A 20094-nucleotide genomic window follows, 5' to 3' on the forward strand; every position below is an offset into this window, starting at 1 on the left:
TCATTACACGGAACTGACGCCTGAACTGGCTTTTTCTCCGGGTAAGCCCTAGACCAAACGTCGATATCGTTCCTCCCCGGTCAGCGCTTGCACCCCGGAGCGCCTGGCTGCGGCAACGCCGCCACAAGCCGGGGCACATACAGGGAAGGGAAGCATGTTGCGGTTATTTAAGGGGATGCGTATCGGCGCTCGCCTGACAGGCGCGTTTTTGCTGGTGGCGGTGATAGGCGGTGCGATCGGGGCCTTCGGGGTATGGGGGCTGTCGCGTATCAATGAAATGAATGACAGGCTTTACGACACCGAATTGCGCGGCATTTCGGATCTGAAGGAAGCCAACATCAATCTGATCTACGCAGGACGTGCGCGCAACGCATATCTGGCGGCGTCGACCGAGGCAGACCGGCAGGCGCTGCGCAAGCAGTTCGACGACGCGGTCAAGAACATGGACGTGCTGCGCGAGAAGGCAGCCGCGAACTTCCAGGAAGCACAGACCCGCGAACTGCTGGCGCAGTTCAGGGAAACCGAGCAGGTCTGGAAGCGCGAGGCGACGGCATTCTTCGACGCGGCCAAGTCGCAGCCGCTGACGCAGAGCGATCCGCGCGTGGCCGAGATCGAGAAGCGCGTCATCGTCGCGTCGCAAAAGCTGGACGACCTGATGACCAGTCTGGCCATCAGCAAGGAAAAGTCTGCCGAGCGCTCGGTGCAAGAAGGCACGGACCTTTATGGCACCGTCCGCGCGATCATGATTGCGCTGGCTGTCGCGGGTGTGGCGATCGGCATGCTGCTCGGTTTGCTGGTAACGCGCGGCATCGTTCGCCCGCTGACCGAGGCCGTATCGGCCGCACGCCAGGTGGCCGCGGGCGACCTGACCACCGATATCCGCGTGGTCACGCGCGACGAGACCGGCGATCTGATGGGCGCGCTCAAGGCCATGAACGAAAGCCTGGCCCGTATCGTCAAGGACGTGCGCGACGGCTGTGAAAACATTGCGTCGGCGTCGTCGCAGATTGCGCAGGGCAACGCCGATCTGTCGCAACGCACGGAAGAGCAGGCCTCCTCGCTCGAGGAAACCGCGGCCTCGATGGAAGAGCTGACCAGCACGGTGCAGCAGAACGCCAACAACGCCAGCGAGGCCGACCGCCTGGTCAGCCAGGCGTCGAACGTCGCCGTGCGCGGCGGCGAGGTGGTCGAGGGCGTGGTGCAGACCATGAGCGCGATCTCGGACAGTTCGCGCCGCATTGCCGACATCACGGGCGTGATCGACGGCATCGCGTTCCAGACCAACATCCTCGCGCTCAATGCCGCCGTGGAAGCGGCGCGCGCGGGCGAGCAAGGCCGCGGCTTCGCGGTCGTGGCGGGCGAGGTGCGCACGCTGGCCCAGCGTTCCGCTGTAGCTGCAAAGGAAATCAAGGCCCTGATCGACGAATCCGTGACGCGCGTCGAAGGCGGCTCGCGTCAGGTCGACGAGGCCGGACGCACGATGCGCGAAGTGGTGGACAGCGTGCGCCAGGTCGCGACGCTGGTGCGCGAGATCTCGGGCGCATCGGAAGAGCAATCGACCGGCATCGGGCAGGTGAACCAGGCCGTCTCGCAGATGGACACGGTGACTCAGCAGAACGCCGCCCTGGTCGAGGAAGCCGCGGCCGCCGCAGCCAGCATGCAGGAGCAGGCCACGCGTCTGGCGCAGGAAGTGCGCCGCTTCAAGGTGGATGCAGGCAGTGGATCTGCGGTTCAGGCGCAAGCCCGGCTGCTGCCGGCCGAACGGGAGGCGGTGCGCAAGCCCGCCGCGCCGGCAGCCCGTGTGGCGCAGGCCCGGCCCGCGCTGGCAGGCGCTTCTCAGGACGAGTGGTCGTCGTTCTGAAGCCTTGCCGCGTCGTGATGGACGGCCGTTGACCGGCCGTTCCCGTCCGCGCTTGCGCGTGCGCAACGCTGCATTCTTTCGGCTACGGGTCAGGATGGGATGGTAAGGTTGGCAACCTCCCCACGCCGCCCTGTCCCCGTCCATGAGTCTGCCCGACCCCGTCCGTCGCGTCATCGCCCGAACACGCCGGCTGGCGCGCCGCAAGGTGCGCCAGATCAACCGTCTGTCCAGGAAGAGCGTGCAGCTCGGGCTGTTGCTCGGCGGCGCCGCGTTGGTGGCGCTCATGTCGCTGGGCTTTACCTATCTGGCCGACAAGGCGCTGGCCTGGAACCGCCAGTGGGTCGCCTACAACGGCTGGCTGGCGTTGCTGGTCATGCCGTTTGGGCTGGCCGCGCTGCGCTGGCTCACGCTGCGTTTCGCGCCCAACGCTTCCGGCAGCGGCATTCCGCAAGTCATCGGCGCCTTGTCGCTGCCGCCGGGCCCCAGCCAGAACAGCCTGGTGTCGCTGGCCCAAAGCCTTTGGAAGATACCGCTGGCGTTCTTCGGCATGCTGTGCGGCGCGTCGATCGGCCGCGAGGGTCCTTCCGTGCAGGTCGGCGCGGCGCTGATGCTGGCGTGGGGCGATTTCTGGAAACGCCGCGGTTTGCAGCTGCGCGGCTTTCACGCCAACGAGCTGATCGCAGCGGGCGCCGCCGGCGGCCTGGCGGCGGCCTTCAACGCGCCGCTGGCCGGCGTCATCTTCGCCATCGAGGAACTGGGGCGCGGCACCGTGCTGCGCTGGCAGCGGCTGGTGCTGATCGGCGTGCTGGCCGCCGGCTTCCTGGTGGTGGCGGTGGAAGGCAACAATCCTTATTTCGGCGTCTTTGCCGGCGCACCCCTGTCGCAGAACATGGTGATGTGGATCGTCATCTGCGGCGCCCTCAACGGCGCGCTGGGCGGCATCTTCGCCCGCCTGCTGGGCAAGGGCCCGATCGGCGCGGCGCCGCAGTCGTGGCGCGCGTGGATCCGGATGCATCCGATCTGGACGGCGTTCATCATGGGCCTGGCGCTGGCGGTGATCGGCCTGTGCACCGCGGGCAGCGTGTACGGCACCGGCTACGCCGTCGCGGCTGACCTGCTCAACGGCAAGGACGCGGTGCCGGACGGCTTTGGCCTGGCCAAGCTGGCGGCCACCGTCGCGTCCTATTGGGCGGGCATTCCCGGCGGCATCTTCACGCCGGCGCTGACCACGGGCGCGGGCATCGGCCATCACATCTGGGAGTTGGCAGGCGAGGGCGTCGACCAGCGCGTGCTGGTGCTGCTGTCCATGGCGGCCTTTCTGGCGGCCGCTACCCAGGCGCCCTTGACGGCGAGCGTCGTGGTGATGGAAATGACGGGCAGCCAGCCGATGCTGTTCTGGCTGCTGGTCGGGTCATTGCTGGCGTCGGGCGTGTCGCGCCAATTCTGCCCGCAGCCGTTCTACCATCTGGCGGCCGGCCGTTTCCGCCGTCAGGCCATCGTCGACGCGGGCCGCGCGGCCAAGGCCGGCGCGCACTGATCCTGGGCATGGCGGCCCGGTTCCGTGCACGCGCGCGCCGGTCCAATGTGAACGTCTACTGGACACTGTCCGTTCTGCGGACATCCGGGTAACGCACCAACTTGGCGCGAAACCGCTGCGTTAACATCGTCCGATCCCGAGTTCTTTCACTTCACTTCGAGCTTCCCATGACCGTGAATGCCTTTATCTGTGATGCGATTCGTACCCCCTTCGGCCGCTACGGCGGTGCGCTGGCTTCCGTGCGGCCCGACGATCTGGCTGCCGTAGCCATCAAGGCGCTGGCGGCGCGCAATCCTGGCGTGCGCTGGGAAGAACTCGACGACGCCATCATGGGTTGCGCCAACCAGGCGGGCGAAGACAACCGCAACGTGGCCCGCATGGCCACGCTGTTGGCCGGCCTGCCGGTCGAAGTGCCCGGCGCCACGGTCAACCGCTTGTGCGGCTCGGGTCTGGACGCCATCGGCACCGCCGCGCGCGCCATCCGCGCCGGAGAAGCCGGCCTGATGCTGGCCGGCGGCGTGGAAAGCATGAGCCGCGCCCCGTTCGTCATGGGCAAGGCCGACAGCGCCTTCTCGCGCAGCGCCGCCATTTATGACACCACCATCGGCTGGCGTTTCATCAACAAGCTGATGAAGGCGCAATACGGCGTGGACTCGATGCCCGAGACCGCCGAAAACGTCGCCGACGATTTCAACATCAGCCGCGCCGACCAGGATCTGTTCGCGCTGGCCAGCCAGGAAAAGACCGCGCGCGCTCAGAAGGAAGGATTCTTCGACGCCGAGATCGTGCCCGTGTCGATCGCCCAGAAAAAGGGGGACCCGATCATCGTCTCCAAGGACGAGCACCCGCGTGAAACGTCGCTGGAATCGCTGGCCAAGCTCAAGGGCGTGGTCCGCGAAGGCGGCAGCGTCACGGCCGGCAACGCGTCGGGCGTGAACGACGGCGCCGCCGCGCTGCTGCTGGCCGATGAAAAGGCCGCCGCCCGCCATGGTCTGACCCCGCGTGCCCGCGTCGTCGGCATGGCAACCGCTGGCGTCGCGCCGCGCATCATGGGCATCGGTCCGGCGCCCGCCACGCAGAAGGTGCTGGCCCAGACCGGCCTGACGCTGGATCAGATGGACGTGATCGAACTGAACGAAGCGTTCGCCGCGCAAGGTCTGGCCGTGCTGCGCCAGCTTGGCATCGCCGACAACGATCCGCGCGTGAACCCCAACGGCGGCGCGATCGCCCTGGGCCACCCGCTGGGCGCCAGCGGCGCGCGTCTGGCCACCACGGCCATCAACCAGTTGCATCGCACCGGCGGCCGCTACGCGCTGTGCACGATGTGCATCGGCGTCGGCCAAGGCATCGCGCTGATCATCGAACGCGTGTAAGGCGCGTGGTACGGCCGGCGGCGCGCGTCGCGCTGTCCGGCAAACAACAAGGGAGCCCTCGGGCTCCCTTTGTCATTACCTGCCGGGGCGGTCTGCCGGAAGGCGTCAGGGCAGGCCGTCGAGCTTTTTCCCGGCAGTGATGCCGTGCTTGCCGAACCAGCCTTGCGCCATTTCCAGCGCGTAGCGCACCGGCTTCTTTGCGCAATGCGGGTCTTCGGTCTGCGGCGCCATGTCTTCAATGTTGACGATCGTGCCGTCGTCGGCGATAAAGGCAATCGACAGGGGCAGCAGCGTGTTGCGCATCCAGAAGCACTGCACGTCCGGCTGGTCGAAGACGAACAGCATGCCGTCGTTGCCCGGCAGCTCCCTGCGGAACATCAGACCGTCGCGCCGCGTGGCGTCCGTGTTTGCAACTTCTGCGCGGATAATATGGATTCCGGCCGACAATTGCGTCGTGGGCAGACGCGGCTGCGGGCCGGTCTGCTGCTGGGCGCTGGCGGGCAGGGGCAGGGCGGCTGCGATCGCGATGGCGGCGGCGGCGATCACCGGCGCCTTGCGGCCGCCCGCGTTTGCCGCTGACGTTGCCTTGTTGAAGGTTGTTTTGAACAGCGTACGAACAATGGGAAACAAAACGGCAATCTTCAGCATGGCCCGGCGGAGTATTAAGAAAAATAACAAGGCGGGGCCCGAAAGCCCCGCCTGGATAATGGCGCAACCTTACCGTTGCGCTTTAAAGGGTAACTCAGGCAGCCGTAATATTGAGCGCCTGTTTTCCTTTAGGCCCCTGGATAATCTCGAAGGCCACTTTCTGGCCTTCTTTCAGGGTTTTAAAACCATTCATCTGGATGGACGAGAAGTGGGCGAACAGATCTTCACCGCCATCGTCGGGCGTAATGAAGCCAAACCCCTTTGCATCGTTGAACCATTTGACGGTGCCCGTCGATTTGGGATTGTCCCCTTGGACGGCGGTTGCGGTCGTATCAGACATGCGGCCTGCCTCATTGAATCGTATGTTGACAGAAGGGCATTGTGGTCTAGACCCCTGTCCCCCCTCCGGCTTCCTGGCAGATTTTCGGTAAATTGAAAACCCCAGAATGCGTGGATAATGCGCCGCTTTTCTTGACCTAGTCAAGTATGGATACTACGTATTTCTGCGTGTAATTTTCAGTAAGTTGAGTGGTTGCCGTCCCCAGTTTAAATAGAATACCCGCCCTATGAGTTCTACCTTGGATTCCCAGCATGACTTGGTCGTCGAGAAGGCGCCGGCACGTACTGCGCCGCCGCCGATGTACCAGGTGTTGCTGCTTAATGACGACTACACCCCGATGGAGTTCGTCGTGAAAGTGCTGCAGAAATTCTTCAATAAAAACCAGGAAGAGGCGACGCGCATCATGCTGCAAGTGCATCACGAAGGCCGTGGCGTCTGCGGGGTTTACCCCCGTGACCTCGCCGCCACACGGATCGCGCAGGTCGGTCAGTATGCGCGGGCGCGTCAACACCCGCTGCAGTGCGTGATGGAACCGGTTTGATCTCGACAAAACACAATGGCGCCGCCAGCAATGGCGGCGTTGTGCTGCCGGTTGCATCCCGGGCACAGGGATGAACGGTTTTGCCGCGTAACGGGAAGCGCGCGGCACATGCGGGTCGGCAGCTCCGCCGCTAAGGAGCGTTGCGTTCTAGTGGGCGGGGAGGTTTCGCCGTGAGTGGAAAGTTCAACAAGACCTGGCTGGCTGTAGCCGGGATCGCGGTGGTGGCCGGCGCTATTGGCGTGGGCTGGTGGATGGGCAAGGGGCAGCAGCCGGCAAGTCCGGCAGCGGTTCCGGCGGCGCAGACAGCGACCGCCGCGGCTCCGCAGGCGGCGAACAACGCGGCGCCAGCACTGCCTGCCACCGCGACCGTGGGCGCCGCGGATCCCTTCGCGGCCTTGAATTGCCAACCCCGCCAATACAACGATGCCTTGTCGCTGGCCGTGACCTTCACGCAGCCGGTGGATGCCAAGAGCAATCTGGACGCTTTCCTTCAGGTGACCGATACGGGTTCGACGGCCGGCAAGGCCGACGAGGACAGCGAATCGGCCGCCGCGCCGGGCCAGCAGCCGGCCTCGGTGCGTCCTGGCGATTCCGCGCCCAAGGGCAAGATCCTCAAGGGCAACTGGGTCGTCGGCGACAACCCGCGCGTGGTGTACTTCCCGTATGTGCAGCCGCAGCGCTCCTACGCGATCACGGTCCGCTCGGGCCTGCCCGGCGCGGGCGAAAAGGTCGCGCTGACCGAGGCGTCGCATTGCGAAGTCAGCACGCAGGCCATGCCGCCGTCGTTTTACTTCGCCAGCCGCGGCGTCGTGCTGCCCGCCGGCCAGAACGGCGGCCTGCCGGTCGCCACGGTCAATGTGCCCGAGGTTGACGTGCAGTTCCTGCGCGTGTCCCCCGACCGCGTGCCCGAACTCTTCGACACCGTGCTGGGCGTGGGCCGCACGCCGGCCGCCTCGGAAGACGAGGACGACGGCAACTATGACGAGAACGACTGGCGCTACGCCGGTAACCGCAGCCTGAAGGGCTCGGTCAGCAACTGGGACCTGGACCGGCTGAATTCGCTGACGACCAGCGTCTATCAGGGCCGCTTCGTCACCGACGACAAGCCGAACCGCCGTCACGTCACGTTCCTGCCCGTCGAGGGCATCAAGGAACTGCAGGAGCCGGGCATCTACGTTGCGGTCATGAGCCAACCTGGCCGTTTCCGCTATGAGTACCAGGTCACCTATTTCTACGTCAGCGACATCGGGCTGCACGCCCGCCGCTACAGCGACCGCATCGAAGCGTATTCGGTGTCGCTGAAGTCCGGCCAGGCCATTTCCGGCGCGGTGTTTGAACTGGTGGACGGCGCCGGCAAGCCGCTGGCCAAGGCGGCCGCCGATGCGCAGGGCCATGTCCGCTTTGACGGCAGCTTTGCCAATGCCCGCGTCATCCGCGCCTCGCGCGACAAGGAAATGACCGTGCTGGCGCTGGGCGAACCGGCCCTGGATCTGTCCGAATTCGATACGGGCGGCCATGCGTCGCGCGCCAACAATCTGTTCGTCTACGCCGGCCGCAACCTGTATCGCCCCGGCGAAACCTTCCACGTATCGGTGCTGCCGCGCGACCTCGACGGCCGCGTGCTGACGCCGTCGCCGCTGACTGCCACCATCAAGCGTCCGGATGGCCGCACGATGCAGACCGCGCTGTGGCAACCGCAGAAGGATCTGCCCGGTTACGTCGAACGCGCGATTGATCTGCCGCTGGATGCCCAGACCGGCACGTGGCTGCTGGAACTGCGCGTCGATCCGTCCTCGCGCGCGCCGGATGCCTCGTGGAAGTTCCAGGTCGAAGAGTTCCTGCCCGAACGTATGAAGATGGCGCTGACCTCGGGCCAGGACGTTTTGTCCCCCGACGAGGAGCTGACCGTCGATGTGCAGGGCGACTACCTGTATGGCGCGCCGGCTGCCGGCAACCGTCTGCTGGCCACCTTCCAGGTCAAACGTGATCGTTTTGCGCTGGCCCAGCAATGGCCCGGCTTCATCTTTGGGGATGTGGCCGACGATACGCGCCGCAGCTTCGGTGAACTGCCGGAATCCGCGCTGGACGACAAGGGCCGCGCGCAGCTCGACGTGAACCCGAACGCCGCCGGCACGCATTCGCCGATGAAGGTCCGTGTGTCCGCCAGCCTGCTGGAATCCGGCGGCCGCCCGGTGGTCCGCTCCATCGAACGCACCGTCTGGCCCGCCGACAAGCTGATCGCCGTCCGTCCGCAGTTCGACAGCGACGTGGCCCGCGAGAACGCGCCGGCCGGTTTTGAAGTCATTCGCGCCAACGCGCAAGGCAAGATCGAACCGCTCGCGCAGGCGCAGATGCGTCTGTTCCGCGAAGAGCGCCAGTACTACTGGCGATTCGACGACCAGCGCGGCTGGAACAGCGGCTATACCGAAACCGAAGAACTGGTCGACTCACGCGAAATTGCGCTGAACGATCGCACCCAGCTGACCGTGCCGGTCAAGTGGGGCCGCTACCGTCTGGAAATCACGGATCCGGAAACCGGCGAAACGATGCGCTATCGCTTCTATGCCGGCTGGAACGCGCAGGACGCCGATGCCATGGGCAACCGTCCCGACCGCGTGCAGATGAAGCTGGAAGGCGTGCCCGCCAAGCCGGGCGACACCGTCAAGCTGACGCTGACGCCGCCGCATGATGGCCAGGCGCTCATCACCGTCGAAGGCGACCGCATGCTGTGGTCCAAGTGGGTGGCCGTGAAGGCCACGGGCACCGAGGTCGAGATTCCGGTCGACAAGGAATGGAAGCGCCACGACCTGTACGTGGCCGCGGCGGTGTTCCGCCCCGGCAGCGAAGGCGACCGCGTCACGCCGGCCCGCGCGCTGGGCCTGGCGTTCCTGCCGATCGCCAGCGCCGACCGCAAGCTGGACGTCAAGCTCACCGCCGCGCCCAAGGCCGTGCCGGAGACCAAGACGACCGTGCGCGTCAAGGTCGATGGCGCGCAGGGCAAGCAGGCGATGGTGACGCTGTCCGCGGTCGACGTGGGCATTCTCAACATCAACCAGTACGCCACGCCCGATCCGCTGGATTATTTCTTCGGCAAGCACCGCTACGCGCCCGAGCTGCTGGACATGTACGGCAAGCTCATCGAGAAGATGGACGGCACGAAGGGCAAGCTGAAGTGGGGCGGCGACGCCGCGATGCGCGGCGACAGCAAGAGCCTGCCCAAGAAGGTCAAGCTGGTGGATCTGTTCTCGGGTCCCGTTGCGCTCAATGCGCAGGGCGAAGCGGACATCCCGCTGGACCTGCCGGACTTCAATGGCACGCTGCGCCTGATGGCCGTCGCGTTCACGCCCGACAACTACGGCAGCACCGACGCCGAAATGGTCGTGGCAGCGCCCATCGTGGCGGAACTGAACACCCCGCGTTTCATCACGCCGGGCGACCAGGCCGCCATTGCGCTGGACGTTACCAACATGAGCGGCGCCGAACAAAAGATCTCGGTCAAGCTCGAGGCCCTGGATCCGCTGGCCATCGTCGACGGCGTGCGCACTGTCACGTTGAAAGACAAGCAGCGCACGACGCTGCGGTTCACGGCGACCACCACCGGTTCGTACGGCCTGGGCCTGATGCGTCTGACCGTGGACGGGCAGGGCGGCGCCAAGCCGATCCGCATCGTGCGCGAGTCCGTGCTGCAGGTGCAGCCCGCGCATGCGCCCGAGCGCCAGGTGCGGCGTCTGCGCCTGAATCCGGGCGAGTCGCAACCGGCGCAGGCGTCGTGGGTCGCTTCCTATTACCCGGACTCGACGACCGTCAGCCTGACCGTGTCCAATCGTCCGCCGTTCAACGTCAACCGTCTGGTCGAGGACCTGCTCAACTATCCGTATGGATGCACCGAGCAGACCATCAGCGCGGCCATGCCGTGGGTGATGCTGGATGAAGACGCCGCCAAGCAGTTCGGCCTGAAGCCGCGCACCGAGGCCGAACGCGCCGCCAAGGTCGCCGGCGCCATCAGCCGCCTGTCGGGCATGCGCAACTCGGTCGGTTCGTACAACCTCTGGAGCGGCGCGTCCTCGCGCGACGTGTGGCTGACGGCCTACGCCGTGGGCTTCATGCAGGACGCACGCGATCGTGGCTTCGATGTGCCCGAGGCGTCGCTGGATCGTTCGCGGACGTGGCTGCTGGAGCAGGTGCAGCAGAGCGCCGGCGCATTCGGTACGTGGTCGGCCAACCTGCGCCGCAACGTCGAGACCAACCGCATCGACAGCAGCGACGCCAACGTGCTGCGCGAAGACCATCGCCGCTTTGCCGGCCTGGCCACCGCCGCGCTGGTGCTGGCGCGCGACAAGAAGGCGCCGTTGTCGACCGTGCGTCAGCTGTTCGACAACTATCAGGAGCGCGCGCGCTCGCCGCTGCCGCTGGTGCAACTGGCCGCCGCGTTCAAACTGATGGGCGACGAAGGGCGCATGAAGCAGGCGCTTGACCTGGCCATGACGCGCACCTATGGCATCAACATCAACAACCGCAGCAGCGCCTACTACGACGAATGGATGGGCGACTACGGCAGCAGCGTGCGCGACTACGCGTTGTCCTACGCGCTGGTCTCGCAATACGAGCTGCGCCACGAACGCAGCGAGAACCTGCTGAATCAGCTCTCCAGCCGCCTGGGCAACCGTTCGTACCTGTCCACGCAGGAGCAGATGGCTTTGCTGCTGGCCGCGCGCGCCGCGGGCGGCAACAAGAACACGCCGTGGGAAGCGGTGCTGACCGTCAATGGCGAGCGCAAGCCGCTGACGGGCGGCAAGAGCGACCAGACCGTGTCGCTGTCGGCGGCGGATCTGGCGGGCACGCAGTTGCAGAACACGGGCAGCCAATCGCTGTTCGTCGAATACGACATCCAGGGCAGCCCGACCGCGACGCCCGCGCCGCGCAACGACATCATCCAGCTCAAGCGTGGCTGGTACCGTCCGGACGGCCGCCCGTGGGACGGCGGCACCCTGCAGACCGGCGACATGCTGGTGGTGTGGGTCCAGGCCAGCGCCAACCAGAACATCCCCGATGGTCTGCTGGTTGACCGCGTTCCGGCGGGCTTCGAGGTCGAAAACCTCAACCTGTCGCAGAGCCCGGAAATGCAGGACTGGAAGATCGGCGGGCGCCGCGTGGCCGACGCCATGTCGGATTCCAACATCAAACATCGCGAGTTCCGCGACGACCGCTACGTCGCCGCAGTGTCGCTGGGCCGTGGCAAGGTGGACGTGTTCTATCTGGTGCGCGTCGTGACGCCGGGCCGCTACGCGGTGCCGTCGACGGTGGCCGAGGATATGTACCGCCCCGAAATCCGCGGCGTGGGTGAGCAATGGAGCACGGTCGAAATCCGCGATCGCGGCGCCAAGCGTCCTTGAACGCCGCCGCCGCTTGCCAGGCGGGCGCATCGCGCGCCCGCCGCTGGCGGCGGCGCGGCATCTTCGCGGCCAGCGCGTTGTCAGCGCTGGCCGCGTTGTTATTCGCGCTCGACCGTCTGTATCCGCTGCCTCCCATCGATTCGGGCGGGGCGGCGGTTGTCGTCGCCGCCGATGGCACGCCGCTGCGCAACTATCCCAGCCGCGACGGCATCTGGCGCTACCCGGTCCAGCCCGATCAGGTTTCGCCCCGCTACCTGGAGACGCTGCTCACCTACGAGGACCGCTGGTTCTACTGGCACCCCGGGGTGAACCCCGTGGCGCTCGCGCGTGCGGGCTGGCAGTGGGCCACCAACCGCCGCATCGTGTCCGGCGGCTCCACGCTGACCATGCAGGTGGCGCGGCTGATCGATCCGCAACTGGCGGGCAAGCCGTCGCGCACGATGTCGGCCAAGCTGCGGCAGGCGTGGCGCGCCGTGCAGCTGGAAATGCACTACAGCAAGGACGAGATCCTTTCCCTGTACCTGACCCACGCGCCGATGGGCGGCATCGTCGAGGGCGTCGAGATGGGCTCACGGCTGTGGCTGGGCAAGCCGGCCCGCGACCTGGGCCCGGCAGAAGCGGCGATGCTGACCGCCTTGCCGCAGGCCCCGTCACGGCTGCGTCCCGACCGTCACCCCGAGGCCGCGCAGGCCGCCCGCGACAAGGTGCTGGACCGCATGGCCGAACTCGGCCGCTGGACTCCGGCCGAGGTGGCTGACGCCAAGATAGAAACCGTCATCGCGCCGCCGTTGCGGGCGCGCTGGCTGGCGCCCCTGGCGGCGCAGCGCCTGCTGCTGGAAGCGGGCGGCGCGCGCCGCGCGGGCGGCCGGCCACCGCTGGTCACCTCCACGCTGGATGCGGATATGCAGGCGTCGGTGGAACAAATGTTGCTGGACCGGGTCGATAACCTTCCGCCCAAGGTGTCGATGGCCGTGCTTGTGATGGACAACGATTCCCTGGAGGTCAAGGCTTACGCCGGGTCGGCAGATTTTTCCGACGATTCCCGGTACTCGCATGTGGACATGGTGCGCGGCGTGCGATCGCCGGGGTCGACGCTCAAGCCGTTTCTGTATGCCCAGGCCCTGGACGAGGGACTGATCCATTCTGAAAGCCTGCTGATCGACGCGCCCATGTCGTTCGGCGGCTACGCACCCGGGAATTTCCAGGCGGCCTTCGCCGGGCCGATCAGCGTGGCGCAGGCGTTGCAGCGGTCGCTCAATGTGCCTGCGGTGGACCTGCTGGACCGGGTCGGACCGGCCAGTTTTGCCTCGGTTATGCTGACGGGCGGCGTGAAGTTACGAATGCCCGCGGGCGCCGAGCCAAATCTGAGCTTGATTTTGGGCGGGGGTGGCACCACATTGGAAGAACTGGTCGGCGCGTATCGTGCGCTGGCCCGGGACGGCATCTCGGGGCGGCCCCGCTTGACGGCGGAGCAGCCGGTTGTCGAGTCCCGTATGATGAGTCCTGGCGCGGCCTGGATCGTCCGGGACATCCTCGAAGGCGGTGGACACCCGGACCGGCCGTTTTACCAGTCGGGCAACCCCGGCCGGCAACTGGCCTGGAAAACCGGGACCAGTTTCGGATTCCGGGATGCCTGGGCGGTCGGCGTGACCGACAGATGGACGATCGGCGTATGGGTCGGCAGGCCCGACGGTACGCCGAATCCAGGATTTTTTGGGGCGAATGTGGCGGCGCCGCTACTGCAGGATATCGTGGCGGCATTGCCGGAAGGCGCCCAGCAGGTCCGCGTCAGGCCCGAAACGGTGCAGGCGGTGGTGACATGCTGGCCCTTGGGTTACAGGCTGGGCAGCGAGCCCTCGGGCGCGTGTCCCGAACAGCGGGCGGCCTGGATGCTCAATGAAACGGCGCCGCCCTCGTTTGCCGGCTATGCCGATGCCACCCAGGGACCGCTTCGGCTCGGGGGTGTGGCCAACGGCTCGGTGCTGCGGCCCGTGCCCGGCATGCGGCAAGTTGCGCTGGACGTCGACGTCCAGGGCGCTGAAGGCGAAGTCTGGTGGATGCTCGATGGTCGTGTCGCAAGTCATGGCGCCGCGGGTCATCCGTTTAATTTGGTGCTGGCGCACGACGGCCGGTATACGCTAACCGTCATGGATACACATGGCCGGCACGACAGCGTGGTTTTTGAAATCGCTGGCGTTACGCCATGATCGGCATAGAATATGAATCGTGTATTAGCCCGCTTCGATGCGTTACGGAGGAAGCGTGATTTCTCAAGAGCTTGAAGTCAGCCTGCATATGGCTTTCGTCGAGGCCCGTTCGGCCCGGCACGAATTTATTACCGTCGAGCACCTGCTGTTGGCGTTGCTCGACAACGCTTCGGCGGTCGAGGTCCTGCGCGCCTGCGCGGCCAACCTGGACGACCTGCGTCGCAACCTGCGCCAGTTCGTATCGGAAAACACCCCGGTGATCCCCAGCGGCGCCGAAGTCGACACGCAACCCACGTTGGGTTTCCAGCGCGTCATTCAGCGCGCGATCATGCACGTTTCCGCCGGTGGCACGGGCAAGAAGCCTGTGACGGGCGCGAACGTGCTGGTGGCCATTTTTGGCGAAAAGGACTCGCACGCCGTGTACTACCTGCAACAGCAGGGCGTCACACGCCTGGACGTGGTCAATTTCCTGTCCCATGGCATTACCAAACAGCCGCAGGTGGAGTCCGCCGCCGTGCAGAAAGAGCAACAGCCCAATGGTGAAGAGCAGGGCGACTCGCGTCAGTCGCCGCTGGATCAGTACGCCACCGACCTGAACGCCGCCGCGCTGGCCGGCCGCATCGATCCCCTGATCGGCCGCGAGCACGAAGTCGAGCGCGTCATCCAGGTGCTGTGCCGCCGCCGCAAGAACAACCCGCTGCTGGTGGGCGAGGCCGGCGTTGGCAAGACCGCCATCGCGGAAGGCCTGGCCTGGCGCATTACGCGCGGCGAAGTGCCCGAAGTCCTGCAGGCCGCTCAGGTCTATTCGCTGGACATGGGCGCGCTGCTGGCCGGCACCAAGTACCGCGGCGATTTCGAACAGCGTCTGAAAGGCGTGCTCAAGCAGATCCGCGGCAACCCCGACGCGATCCTGTTCATCGACGAAATCCACACGCTGATCGGCGCCGGTTCGGCGTCGGGCGGTACGCTGGATGCCTCCAACCTGCTCAAGCCGGCGTTGTCGTCGGGGCAGCTCAAGTGCATCGGCGCCACCACCTACACCGAATACCGCGGCGTCTTCGAAAAGGATCACGCGCTGTCGCGCCGGTTCCAGAAGATCGACGTGCCCGAGCCCAGCATCGAACAGACCGTGCAGATCCTGCGGGGCCTGAAAAGCCGCTTCGAAGAGCACCACAGCGTGCGCTATTCGGCCGCGGCGCTGTCGGCTGCCGCCGAGCTGTCGGCGCGCTTCATCAATGATCGCCACCTGCCCGATAAGGCCATCGACGTGATCGACGAGGCCGGCGCCGCGCAACGCCTGTTGCCGCGTTCGCGCCAGAAGAAGGTGATCGGCAAGGTCGATATCGAAAACATCGTTTCCAAGATCGCGCGCATTCCGCCGCAGTCCGTCTCCAACGACGACCGCAGCAAGCTCGCCACGTTGGACCGCGACTTGAAGACGGTGGTGTTCGGCCAGGACGGCGCCATCGACGCGCTGTCGGCCGCCATCAAGATGGCGCGCTCGGGCCTGGGCAAGCCGGAAAAGCCGATCGGCGCCTTCCTGTTGTCCGGCCCCACGGGCGTCGGCAAGACCGAAGTTGCACGCCAGCTGGCGTTCACGCTGGGTGTCGAACTGCTGCGCTTCGACATGTCCGAATACATGGAGCGCCACGCGGTATCGCGCCTGATCGGCGCGCCGCCCGGATACGTGGGTTTCGACCAGGGCGGCCTGCTTACCGAGGCAATCACCAAGCAGCCGCATTGCGTGCTGCTGCTCGACGAAATCGAAAAGGCGCACCCGGATGTGTTCAACATCCTGCTGCAGGTCATGGACCACGGCACGCTGACCGACAACAACGGCCGCAAGGCAGACTTCCGCAACGTCATCCTCATCATGACGACCAACGCGGGCGCCGAGACCTTGAACCGTCCGTCGATCGGTTTTGCGAACTCGCGGATGGTCGGCGACGAAATGGCGGAAATCCGCCGCATGTTCACGCCCGAATTCCGCAACCGCCTGGACGCGATCATTCCCTTTGCCGCGCTGGACCACGAGGTCATCATGCGCGTGGTGGACAAGTTCCTCATGCAGCTTGAAGACCAGTTGCACGAGCGCCGCGTGGAGGCCGTATTCACCACGCGCCTGCGTGAACACCTTGCCAAGGAGGGGTTCGATCCGCTCATGGGCGCGCGTCCCATGCAACGTCTTATTCAGGACACCATCCGGCGCGCGCTGGCCGACGAGCTGCTGTTCGGCAAGCTGGTCGACGGCGGTTCGGTCACGGTGGATCTGGACGAGTCGGGCAAGGTTACGCTGGACTTTGACGATAGCGGCAAGCCGCCTTCGTCGGACGCGCCGGATAAGCAGGAAGTCGAACTCGTCGACTGATGACCGCGGACCGCCAGCCGCTGATCGAATGCGAACATTGCGCAAGCATCTATCGCCGACATCAGCTTGAACCTGGCGAGACCGCCAATTGTGCCCGCTGCGGCGCCGTGCTCTGGCGCTACAGCGGGCTTACTTTGTCCAATTGGCTGGCGCTCGCCATCACTGCCCTGATCGTCTTCGGGGTGGCCAACGCCTACCCGGTCGCTTCGATGTCCGTGCAGGGCATGGTCCAAGAAGCTTCCCTGCTGGATTCCATCTCCATTACCTGGCGTCAGGGCCATTGGGTCGTCTCCATCATGACCGGCCTGGCGGGCTTCGCGCTGCCTCTGTTGCAACTGATCGTGCTGCTGTGGGTGCTGGGTCCGCTGTCGCGGGGCCGCGAGCCTGCGGATTTCCACGCCGCCATGCGTCTTTTGGGTGTGCTGCGGCCGTGGTGCATGGTGCCGGTTTTCCTGCTTGGCGTGCTGGTTGCGGTCGTGAAACTGGCCGGGATGGCCGCGGTGGCGCCCGGCATCGGTCTGGCAGCGTTTGGCATCCTGACTGTGCTGCTGACGATGCTCGGCAAACTGTCGCCCCATGTGCTGTGGCGGTATGCCGAATCCGTCGGCGTGGTGCCCGTGCATGTGCCCGAAGCCGGGCCCGACGTCGTGTTGACCGGGTGCCACGTCTGCGGCCAGGTGCAGGCGCTGCCGAAGGACGCCGACCCCGAGGCGCATCATCACTGCGTGCGCTGCGACGCGGTGGTGCATTACCGCAAGCCCGACCATGTGGCGCGCACCTGGGCGCTGCTGCTTGCGGCCGTCGTCTTCTACATCCCTGCTAATGTGCTGCCGGTCATGAACGTCAATTCGCTGCTGGGCGACAGCGCGCACACCATTCTGGGTGGCGTGGTGGAACTCTGGCAGATGGGCTCGTGGGACATTGCGCTGATCGTGTTCATCGCCAGTGTGGCGGTGCCGCTGACCAAGCTGCTGGCACTTATCTTGCTGCTGCTGACTGAGCAATGGCGTAGCACAACCAATCTGGGGGCGCGTACGCGGTTGTATCAGATGGTTGAATTCATTGGCCAGTGGTCCATGCTGGATGTATTTGTCGTTATATTGCTGGCGGCCCTGGCCGACTTTCAGGGCTTGATGGAAATCAGCGCCGGTGCCGGCGCCGCCGCATTCGGCGTGGTTGTCATCCTGACCATGCTGGCTGCCATGAGCTTCGACCTGCGTCGTAGCTGGGACCTTGAAGGTCAGACCGAAATCGAATCAGCGCCGGTGGAGGGCCGGCATGCGCCGGCGTCCGTCTCCGGCAAGCAAGTGGGCTAGGAAAGGCCTCCCGCCGTTGTTTTCCGCTCAGAAAAGGAAAAAGTAGATGTCCGAGCAAGCCCCCGGATCTGGTGAAGAGAAATTCGCGTCGCCCGCGATCTCGCGCAAGAAGAAGAGCCGGATCTCCTGGATCTGGCTGGTCCCTGTCGTGGCCGCATTGATGGGCCTGTCGCTGGTCGTGCGGACCTGGATGCAGGCCGGACCCGACATTTCCATTTCTTTCAACACTGCCGAAGGCCTGGAAGTGGGCAAGACCCAGCTTCGCTACAAGGACGTGAACATCGGCACGGTCAAGTCCATCGGCTTCAATGCCGACCGCAGCAAGGTGGTCGTGAAAGCCGAGCTCTCCAAGCAGGTCTCCGACCTGGCGCGCGAAGGCACCAACTTCTGGGTGGTGCGGCCGCGGCTGGACGTAAGCGGCGTGTCGGGCCTGGGCACTCTGCTGTCGGGCGCCTATATCGGCGTGGACGCGGAAGAGGGCAAGGACAACAGCAACCGCGCCACGAAGCTGTCTTTTGAAGGTCTGGAAACCCCGCCCGCCGTGACCCACGACCGCGCGGGCAAGCGCTTCATGCTCAAGGCCTCGGACCTGGGCTCTCTGGATATCGGCTCGCCCGTCTATTACCGCCGCATCAACGTGGGCCGCGTGATCGGTTACGCCCTGGACGAGAACGGCAGCGCCGTGAACGTCGAGGTGTTCGTCGATGCGCCCAACGACAAATTCGTCACCAACGGCACCCGCTTCTGGAACGCCAGCGGCGTGGATTTCAGCGTCAATGCCGATGGCCTGAAGGTGCGCACGCAGTCGCTCGTCTCCATGGCGGTGGGCGGCGTGGCGTTCGCAACCGTGCAGAACGCTCGCGATGGCGATGCGGCGGCCAAGGCCGACACCGAGTTCGACTTGTACGCCACCGAGGCCGCAGCCAAGGCCAACCCTGACGGCGAGGCCTTCCCGATCCGCATGCGCTTTGACCAGTCGATCCGCGGGCTGACCGTGGGGGCACCGATCGACTTCAACGGCATCACGCTGGGCGACGTCACGCAGATCACGCTGGACTTCGATCCCGCCACCAAGCGCTTCTATTCGCTGGTGGACGCCACCCTGTATCCGGAACGCCTGGGCCGCGTCTACGAAGAAGTCCGCGAACGAGCGATCAAGGAAGGCGACGTGGCAGGCGGCCGCTTGCTGGGCGTGATGATCAAGCATGGCCTGCGCGCGCAACTGCGCACGGCCAACCTGCTGACCGGCCAGCTCTACGTGGTGCTGGACAACGTGCCGAACGCCAAGCCGGTTGAGTTCGAGATGTCGGAACCGGCGATCATTCCGACGGTGCCGGGCAACCTGGATCAGCTCCAGCAGCAGGTCACCAACATCGTCACCAAGATCGAGAAGATTCCGTTCGACAAGATCGGCGAGGACCTGCGCGCCACGCTGGCCAGCACGTCCAAGCTGATGAATCGTCTGGACAAGCAGGTGGCGCCCGAAGCCCAGAAGGCGCTCAAGGCAGCCAAGGACTCGATGGCGAACATCAATTCGCTGCTGGCCTCTGACGCCTCGCTGCCGGTCAACACCGAACGGGCGATGCAGGAACTGAGCCGCGCGGCGCGTTCGCTGCGCGCGCTGGCCGACTTCCTGCAATCGAATCCCGAAGCCCTGCTGCGCGGCAGAGGCGAAGACCCCATCCCGGGCGCCGGCCCAGTCAGGAATTAGACGCTCATGAAAAGCCGACTCTCTTGCTCCGCAACCCCGTCCCGCAGCAAACGCGCCCGCGCCGCGCTGACCGTGCTGGCGCTGTCCGGCGCGCTGGCCGCGTGCGGGTCGTCGCCGCCCGTCCACTACTACACGCTGCAGACGCCCGAGCGGTCGGGTGCGCCCGCCGCGGCGCCGGGTTCCGCCTCGTTCCTGATCGAGGTGCAGCCCGTCACGCTGTCCACGCAAGCCGACCAACCGCAGTTGATGGTCCGCACCGGCGACGGCAGCATTTCTGCCTTGTATTCCGAACGCTGGAGTTCGCCGCTGGGCGACGAGTTGCGCAATGCCTTGTCCGATGCGCTCAAGCGTGACCTTGGCGCACTCGACGTGCAGATGGTCAAGCCGGGTCCGGGGGCGCCGATCTGGCGCGTCCAGACCGACGTGCAACGCTTCGAGATGGTGTCGGGCAGCATGGCGCAACTGGACGCCACCTGGCGGGTACGGCCCGTCGATACCAAGGGCAGGGGCCTCTTGTGCCGCAGCGTCGTCACCGAAAACGTGCCGGACGAGGCCGTCGGCAGCCTGATCGCGGCGCAGCAGCGCGCGGTGGTGAGCCTGGCGGGCGTCATGGCGGCTGCCATTCGCGGCCAGAATCCGGCGGGTTCCGGCTCGGTCCAGATGATGGGATGTTCCGCGCTGAAGGAATGATCCGCCCGGGTTTCCCGGATAAACCTCGCGATCTCAAGCGGTTAACTGGGTTCAACCTAGGGTTAACCTTAATACAAACGCGGTTGCAACCTGTCTAGCATACGGTCCT

At 65.7% G+C, this 20094-nt stretch carries 12 protein-coding genes; 10 read left to right on the forward strand and 2 right to left on the reverse strand.

Annotated features, from left to right (window positions below; translation table 11 throughout):
- Window positions 1-154: 154 nt before the first annotated feature.
- From KW836_RS21780 to pcaF, 3 genes are all read left to right on the forward strand, one after another.
- The gene (locus KW836_RS21780; protein ID WP_218344728.1) at window positions 155-1861 is read left to right on the forward strand and encodes a methyl-accepting chemotaxis protein; all 1707 of its coding nucleotides are present in this window, start codon (window positions 155-157) and stop codon (window positions 1859-1861) included.
- A 142-nt stretch (window positions 1862-2003) separates the two neighbouring features.
- Window positions 2004-3398, forward strand: a complete 1395-nt coding sequence (locus KW836_RS21785) for a chloride channel protein (protein ID WP_218344729.1) — start codon at window positions 2004-2006, stop codon at window positions 3396-3398.
- A gap of 167 nt (window positions 3399-3565) precedes the next feature.
- Complete coding sequence (gene pcaF / locus KW836_RS21790; protein ID WP_175123475.1) at window positions 3566-4771, forward strand: 3-oxoadipyl-CoA thiolase; 1206 nt, start codon at window positions 3566-3568, stop codon at window positions 4769-4771.
- A gap of 105 nt (window positions 4772-4876) precedes the next feature.
- On the opposite strand, the gene KW836_RS21795 is transcribed toward pcaF, so the two are convergent.
- Entirely contained in the window at window positions 4877-5419 is a 543-nt protein-coding gene (locus KW836_RS21795) for a DUF192 domain-containing protein (RefSeq protein WP_175138392.1), read from the reverse strand.
- Between the two features lie 94 nt (window positions 5420-5513).
- Window positions 5514-5759, reverse strand: a complete 246-nt coding sequence (locus KW836_RS21800) for a cold-shock protein (RefSeq protein ID WP_006220277.1) — start codon at window positions 5757-5759, stop codon at window positions 5514-5516.
- Window positions 5760-5985: 226 nt separating this feature from the next.
- Between KW836_RS21800 and clpS the strand changes: the two genes are divergently transcribed.
- The 7 genes from clpS to KW836_RS21835 all read left to right on the forward strand — a co-directional run bounded on the left by clpS (window position 5986) and on the right by KW836_RS21835 (window position 19985).
- A complete protein-coding gene (clpS, locus tag KW836_RS21805; protein ID WP_056562630.1) occupies window positions 5986-6300 on the forward strand; it encodes an ATP-dependent Clp protease adapter ClpS in 315 nt (104 codons plus the stop codon).
- Window positions 6301-6470: 170 nt separating this feature from the next.
- Window positions 6471-11693, forward strand: a complete 5223-nt coding sequence (locus KW836_RS21810) for an MG2 domain-containing protein (RefSeq protein ID WP_218344730.1) — start codon at window positions 6471-6473, stop codon at window positions 11691-11693.
- Window positions 11690-13900 carry a penicillin-binding protein 1C gene (gene pbpC, locus KW836_RS21815; protein WP_175123471.1) on the forward strand — a complete coding sequence of 737 codons (2211 nt, stop codon included), beginning with the start codon at window positions 11690-11692 and terminating at the stop codon, window positions 13898-13900. Before KW836_RS21810 ends, pbpC begins: the two co-directional genes overlap by 4 nt.
- A gap of 55 nt (window positions 13901-13955) precedes the next feature.
- On the forward strand, window positions 13956-16268 hold the full coding sequence (clpA, locus tag KW836_RS21820; protein WP_175138389.1) for an ATP-dependent Clp protease ATP-binding subunit ClpA: 2313 nt from the start codon (window positions 13956-13958) through the stop codon (window positions 16266-16268).
- Window positions 16268-17584 carry a paraquat-inducible protein A gene (locus KW836_RS21825; protein WP_191575613.1) on the forward strand — a complete coding sequence of 439 codons (1317 nt, stop codon included), beginning with the start codon at window positions 16268-16270 and terminating at the stop codon, window positions 17582-17584. Before clpA ends, KW836_RS21825 begins: the two co-directional genes overlap by 1 nt.
- Before the next feature lie 46 nt (window positions 17585-17630).
- Window positions 17631-19295, forward strand: a complete 1665-nt coding sequence (locus tag KW836_RS21830; RefSeq protein WP_191575612.1) for an intermembrane transport protein PqiB — start codon at window positions 17631-17633, stop codon at window positions 19293-19295.
- Between the two features lie 6 nt (window positions 19296-19301).
- Entirely contained in the window at window positions 19302-19985 is a 684-nt protein-coding gene (locus KW836_RS21835; protein WP_218344731.1) for a membrane integrity-associated transporter subunit PqiC, read from the forward strand.
- The last annotated feature ends 109 nt before the right edge of the window (window positions 19986-20094 follow it).

Source organism: Achromobacter sp. ACM05 (assembly GCF_019218915.1).
Lineage (GTDB): Bacteria > Pseudomonadota > Gammaproteobacteria > Burkholderiales > Burkholderiaceae_B > Achromobacter > Achromobacter animicus.

Coding starts and splice junctions, on each gene's coding strand:
- KW836_RS21785 (WP_218344729.1), top strand. CDS start 2,004: ATGAGTCTGCCCGACCCCGTCCGTCGCGTCATCGCCCGAACACGCCGG.
- KW836_RS21795 (WP_175138392.1), bottom strand. CDS start 5,419: ATGCTGAAGATTGCCGTTTTGTTTCCCATTGTTCGTACGCTGTTCAAA.
- KW836_RS21780 (WP_218344728.1), top strand. CDS start 155: ATGTTGCGGTTATTTAAGGGGATGCGTATCGGCGCTCGCCTGACAGGC.
- KW836_RS21835 (WP_218344731.1), top strand. CDS start 19,302: ATGAAAAGCCGACTCTCTTGCTCCGCAACCCCGTCCCGCAGCAAACGC.
- KW836_RS21800 (WP_006220277.1), bottom strand. CDS start 5,759: ATGTCTGATACGACCGCAACCGCCGTCCAAGGGGACAATCCCAAATCG.
- pcaF (WP_175123475.1), top strand. CDS start 3,566: ATGACCGTGAATGCCTTTATCTGTGATGCGATTCGTACCCCCTTCGGC.
- KW836_RS21830 (WP_191575612.1), top strand. CDS start 17,631: ATGTCCGAGCAAGCCCCCGGATCTGGTGAAGAGAAATTCGCGTCGCCC.
- KW836_RS21825 (WP_191575613.1), top strand. CDS start 16,268: ATGACCGCGGACCGCCAGCCGCTGATCGAATGCGAACATTGCGCAAGC.
- clpS (WP_056562630.1), top strand. CDS start 5,986: ATGAGTTCTACCTTGGATTCCCAGCATGACTTGGTCGTCGAGAAGGCG.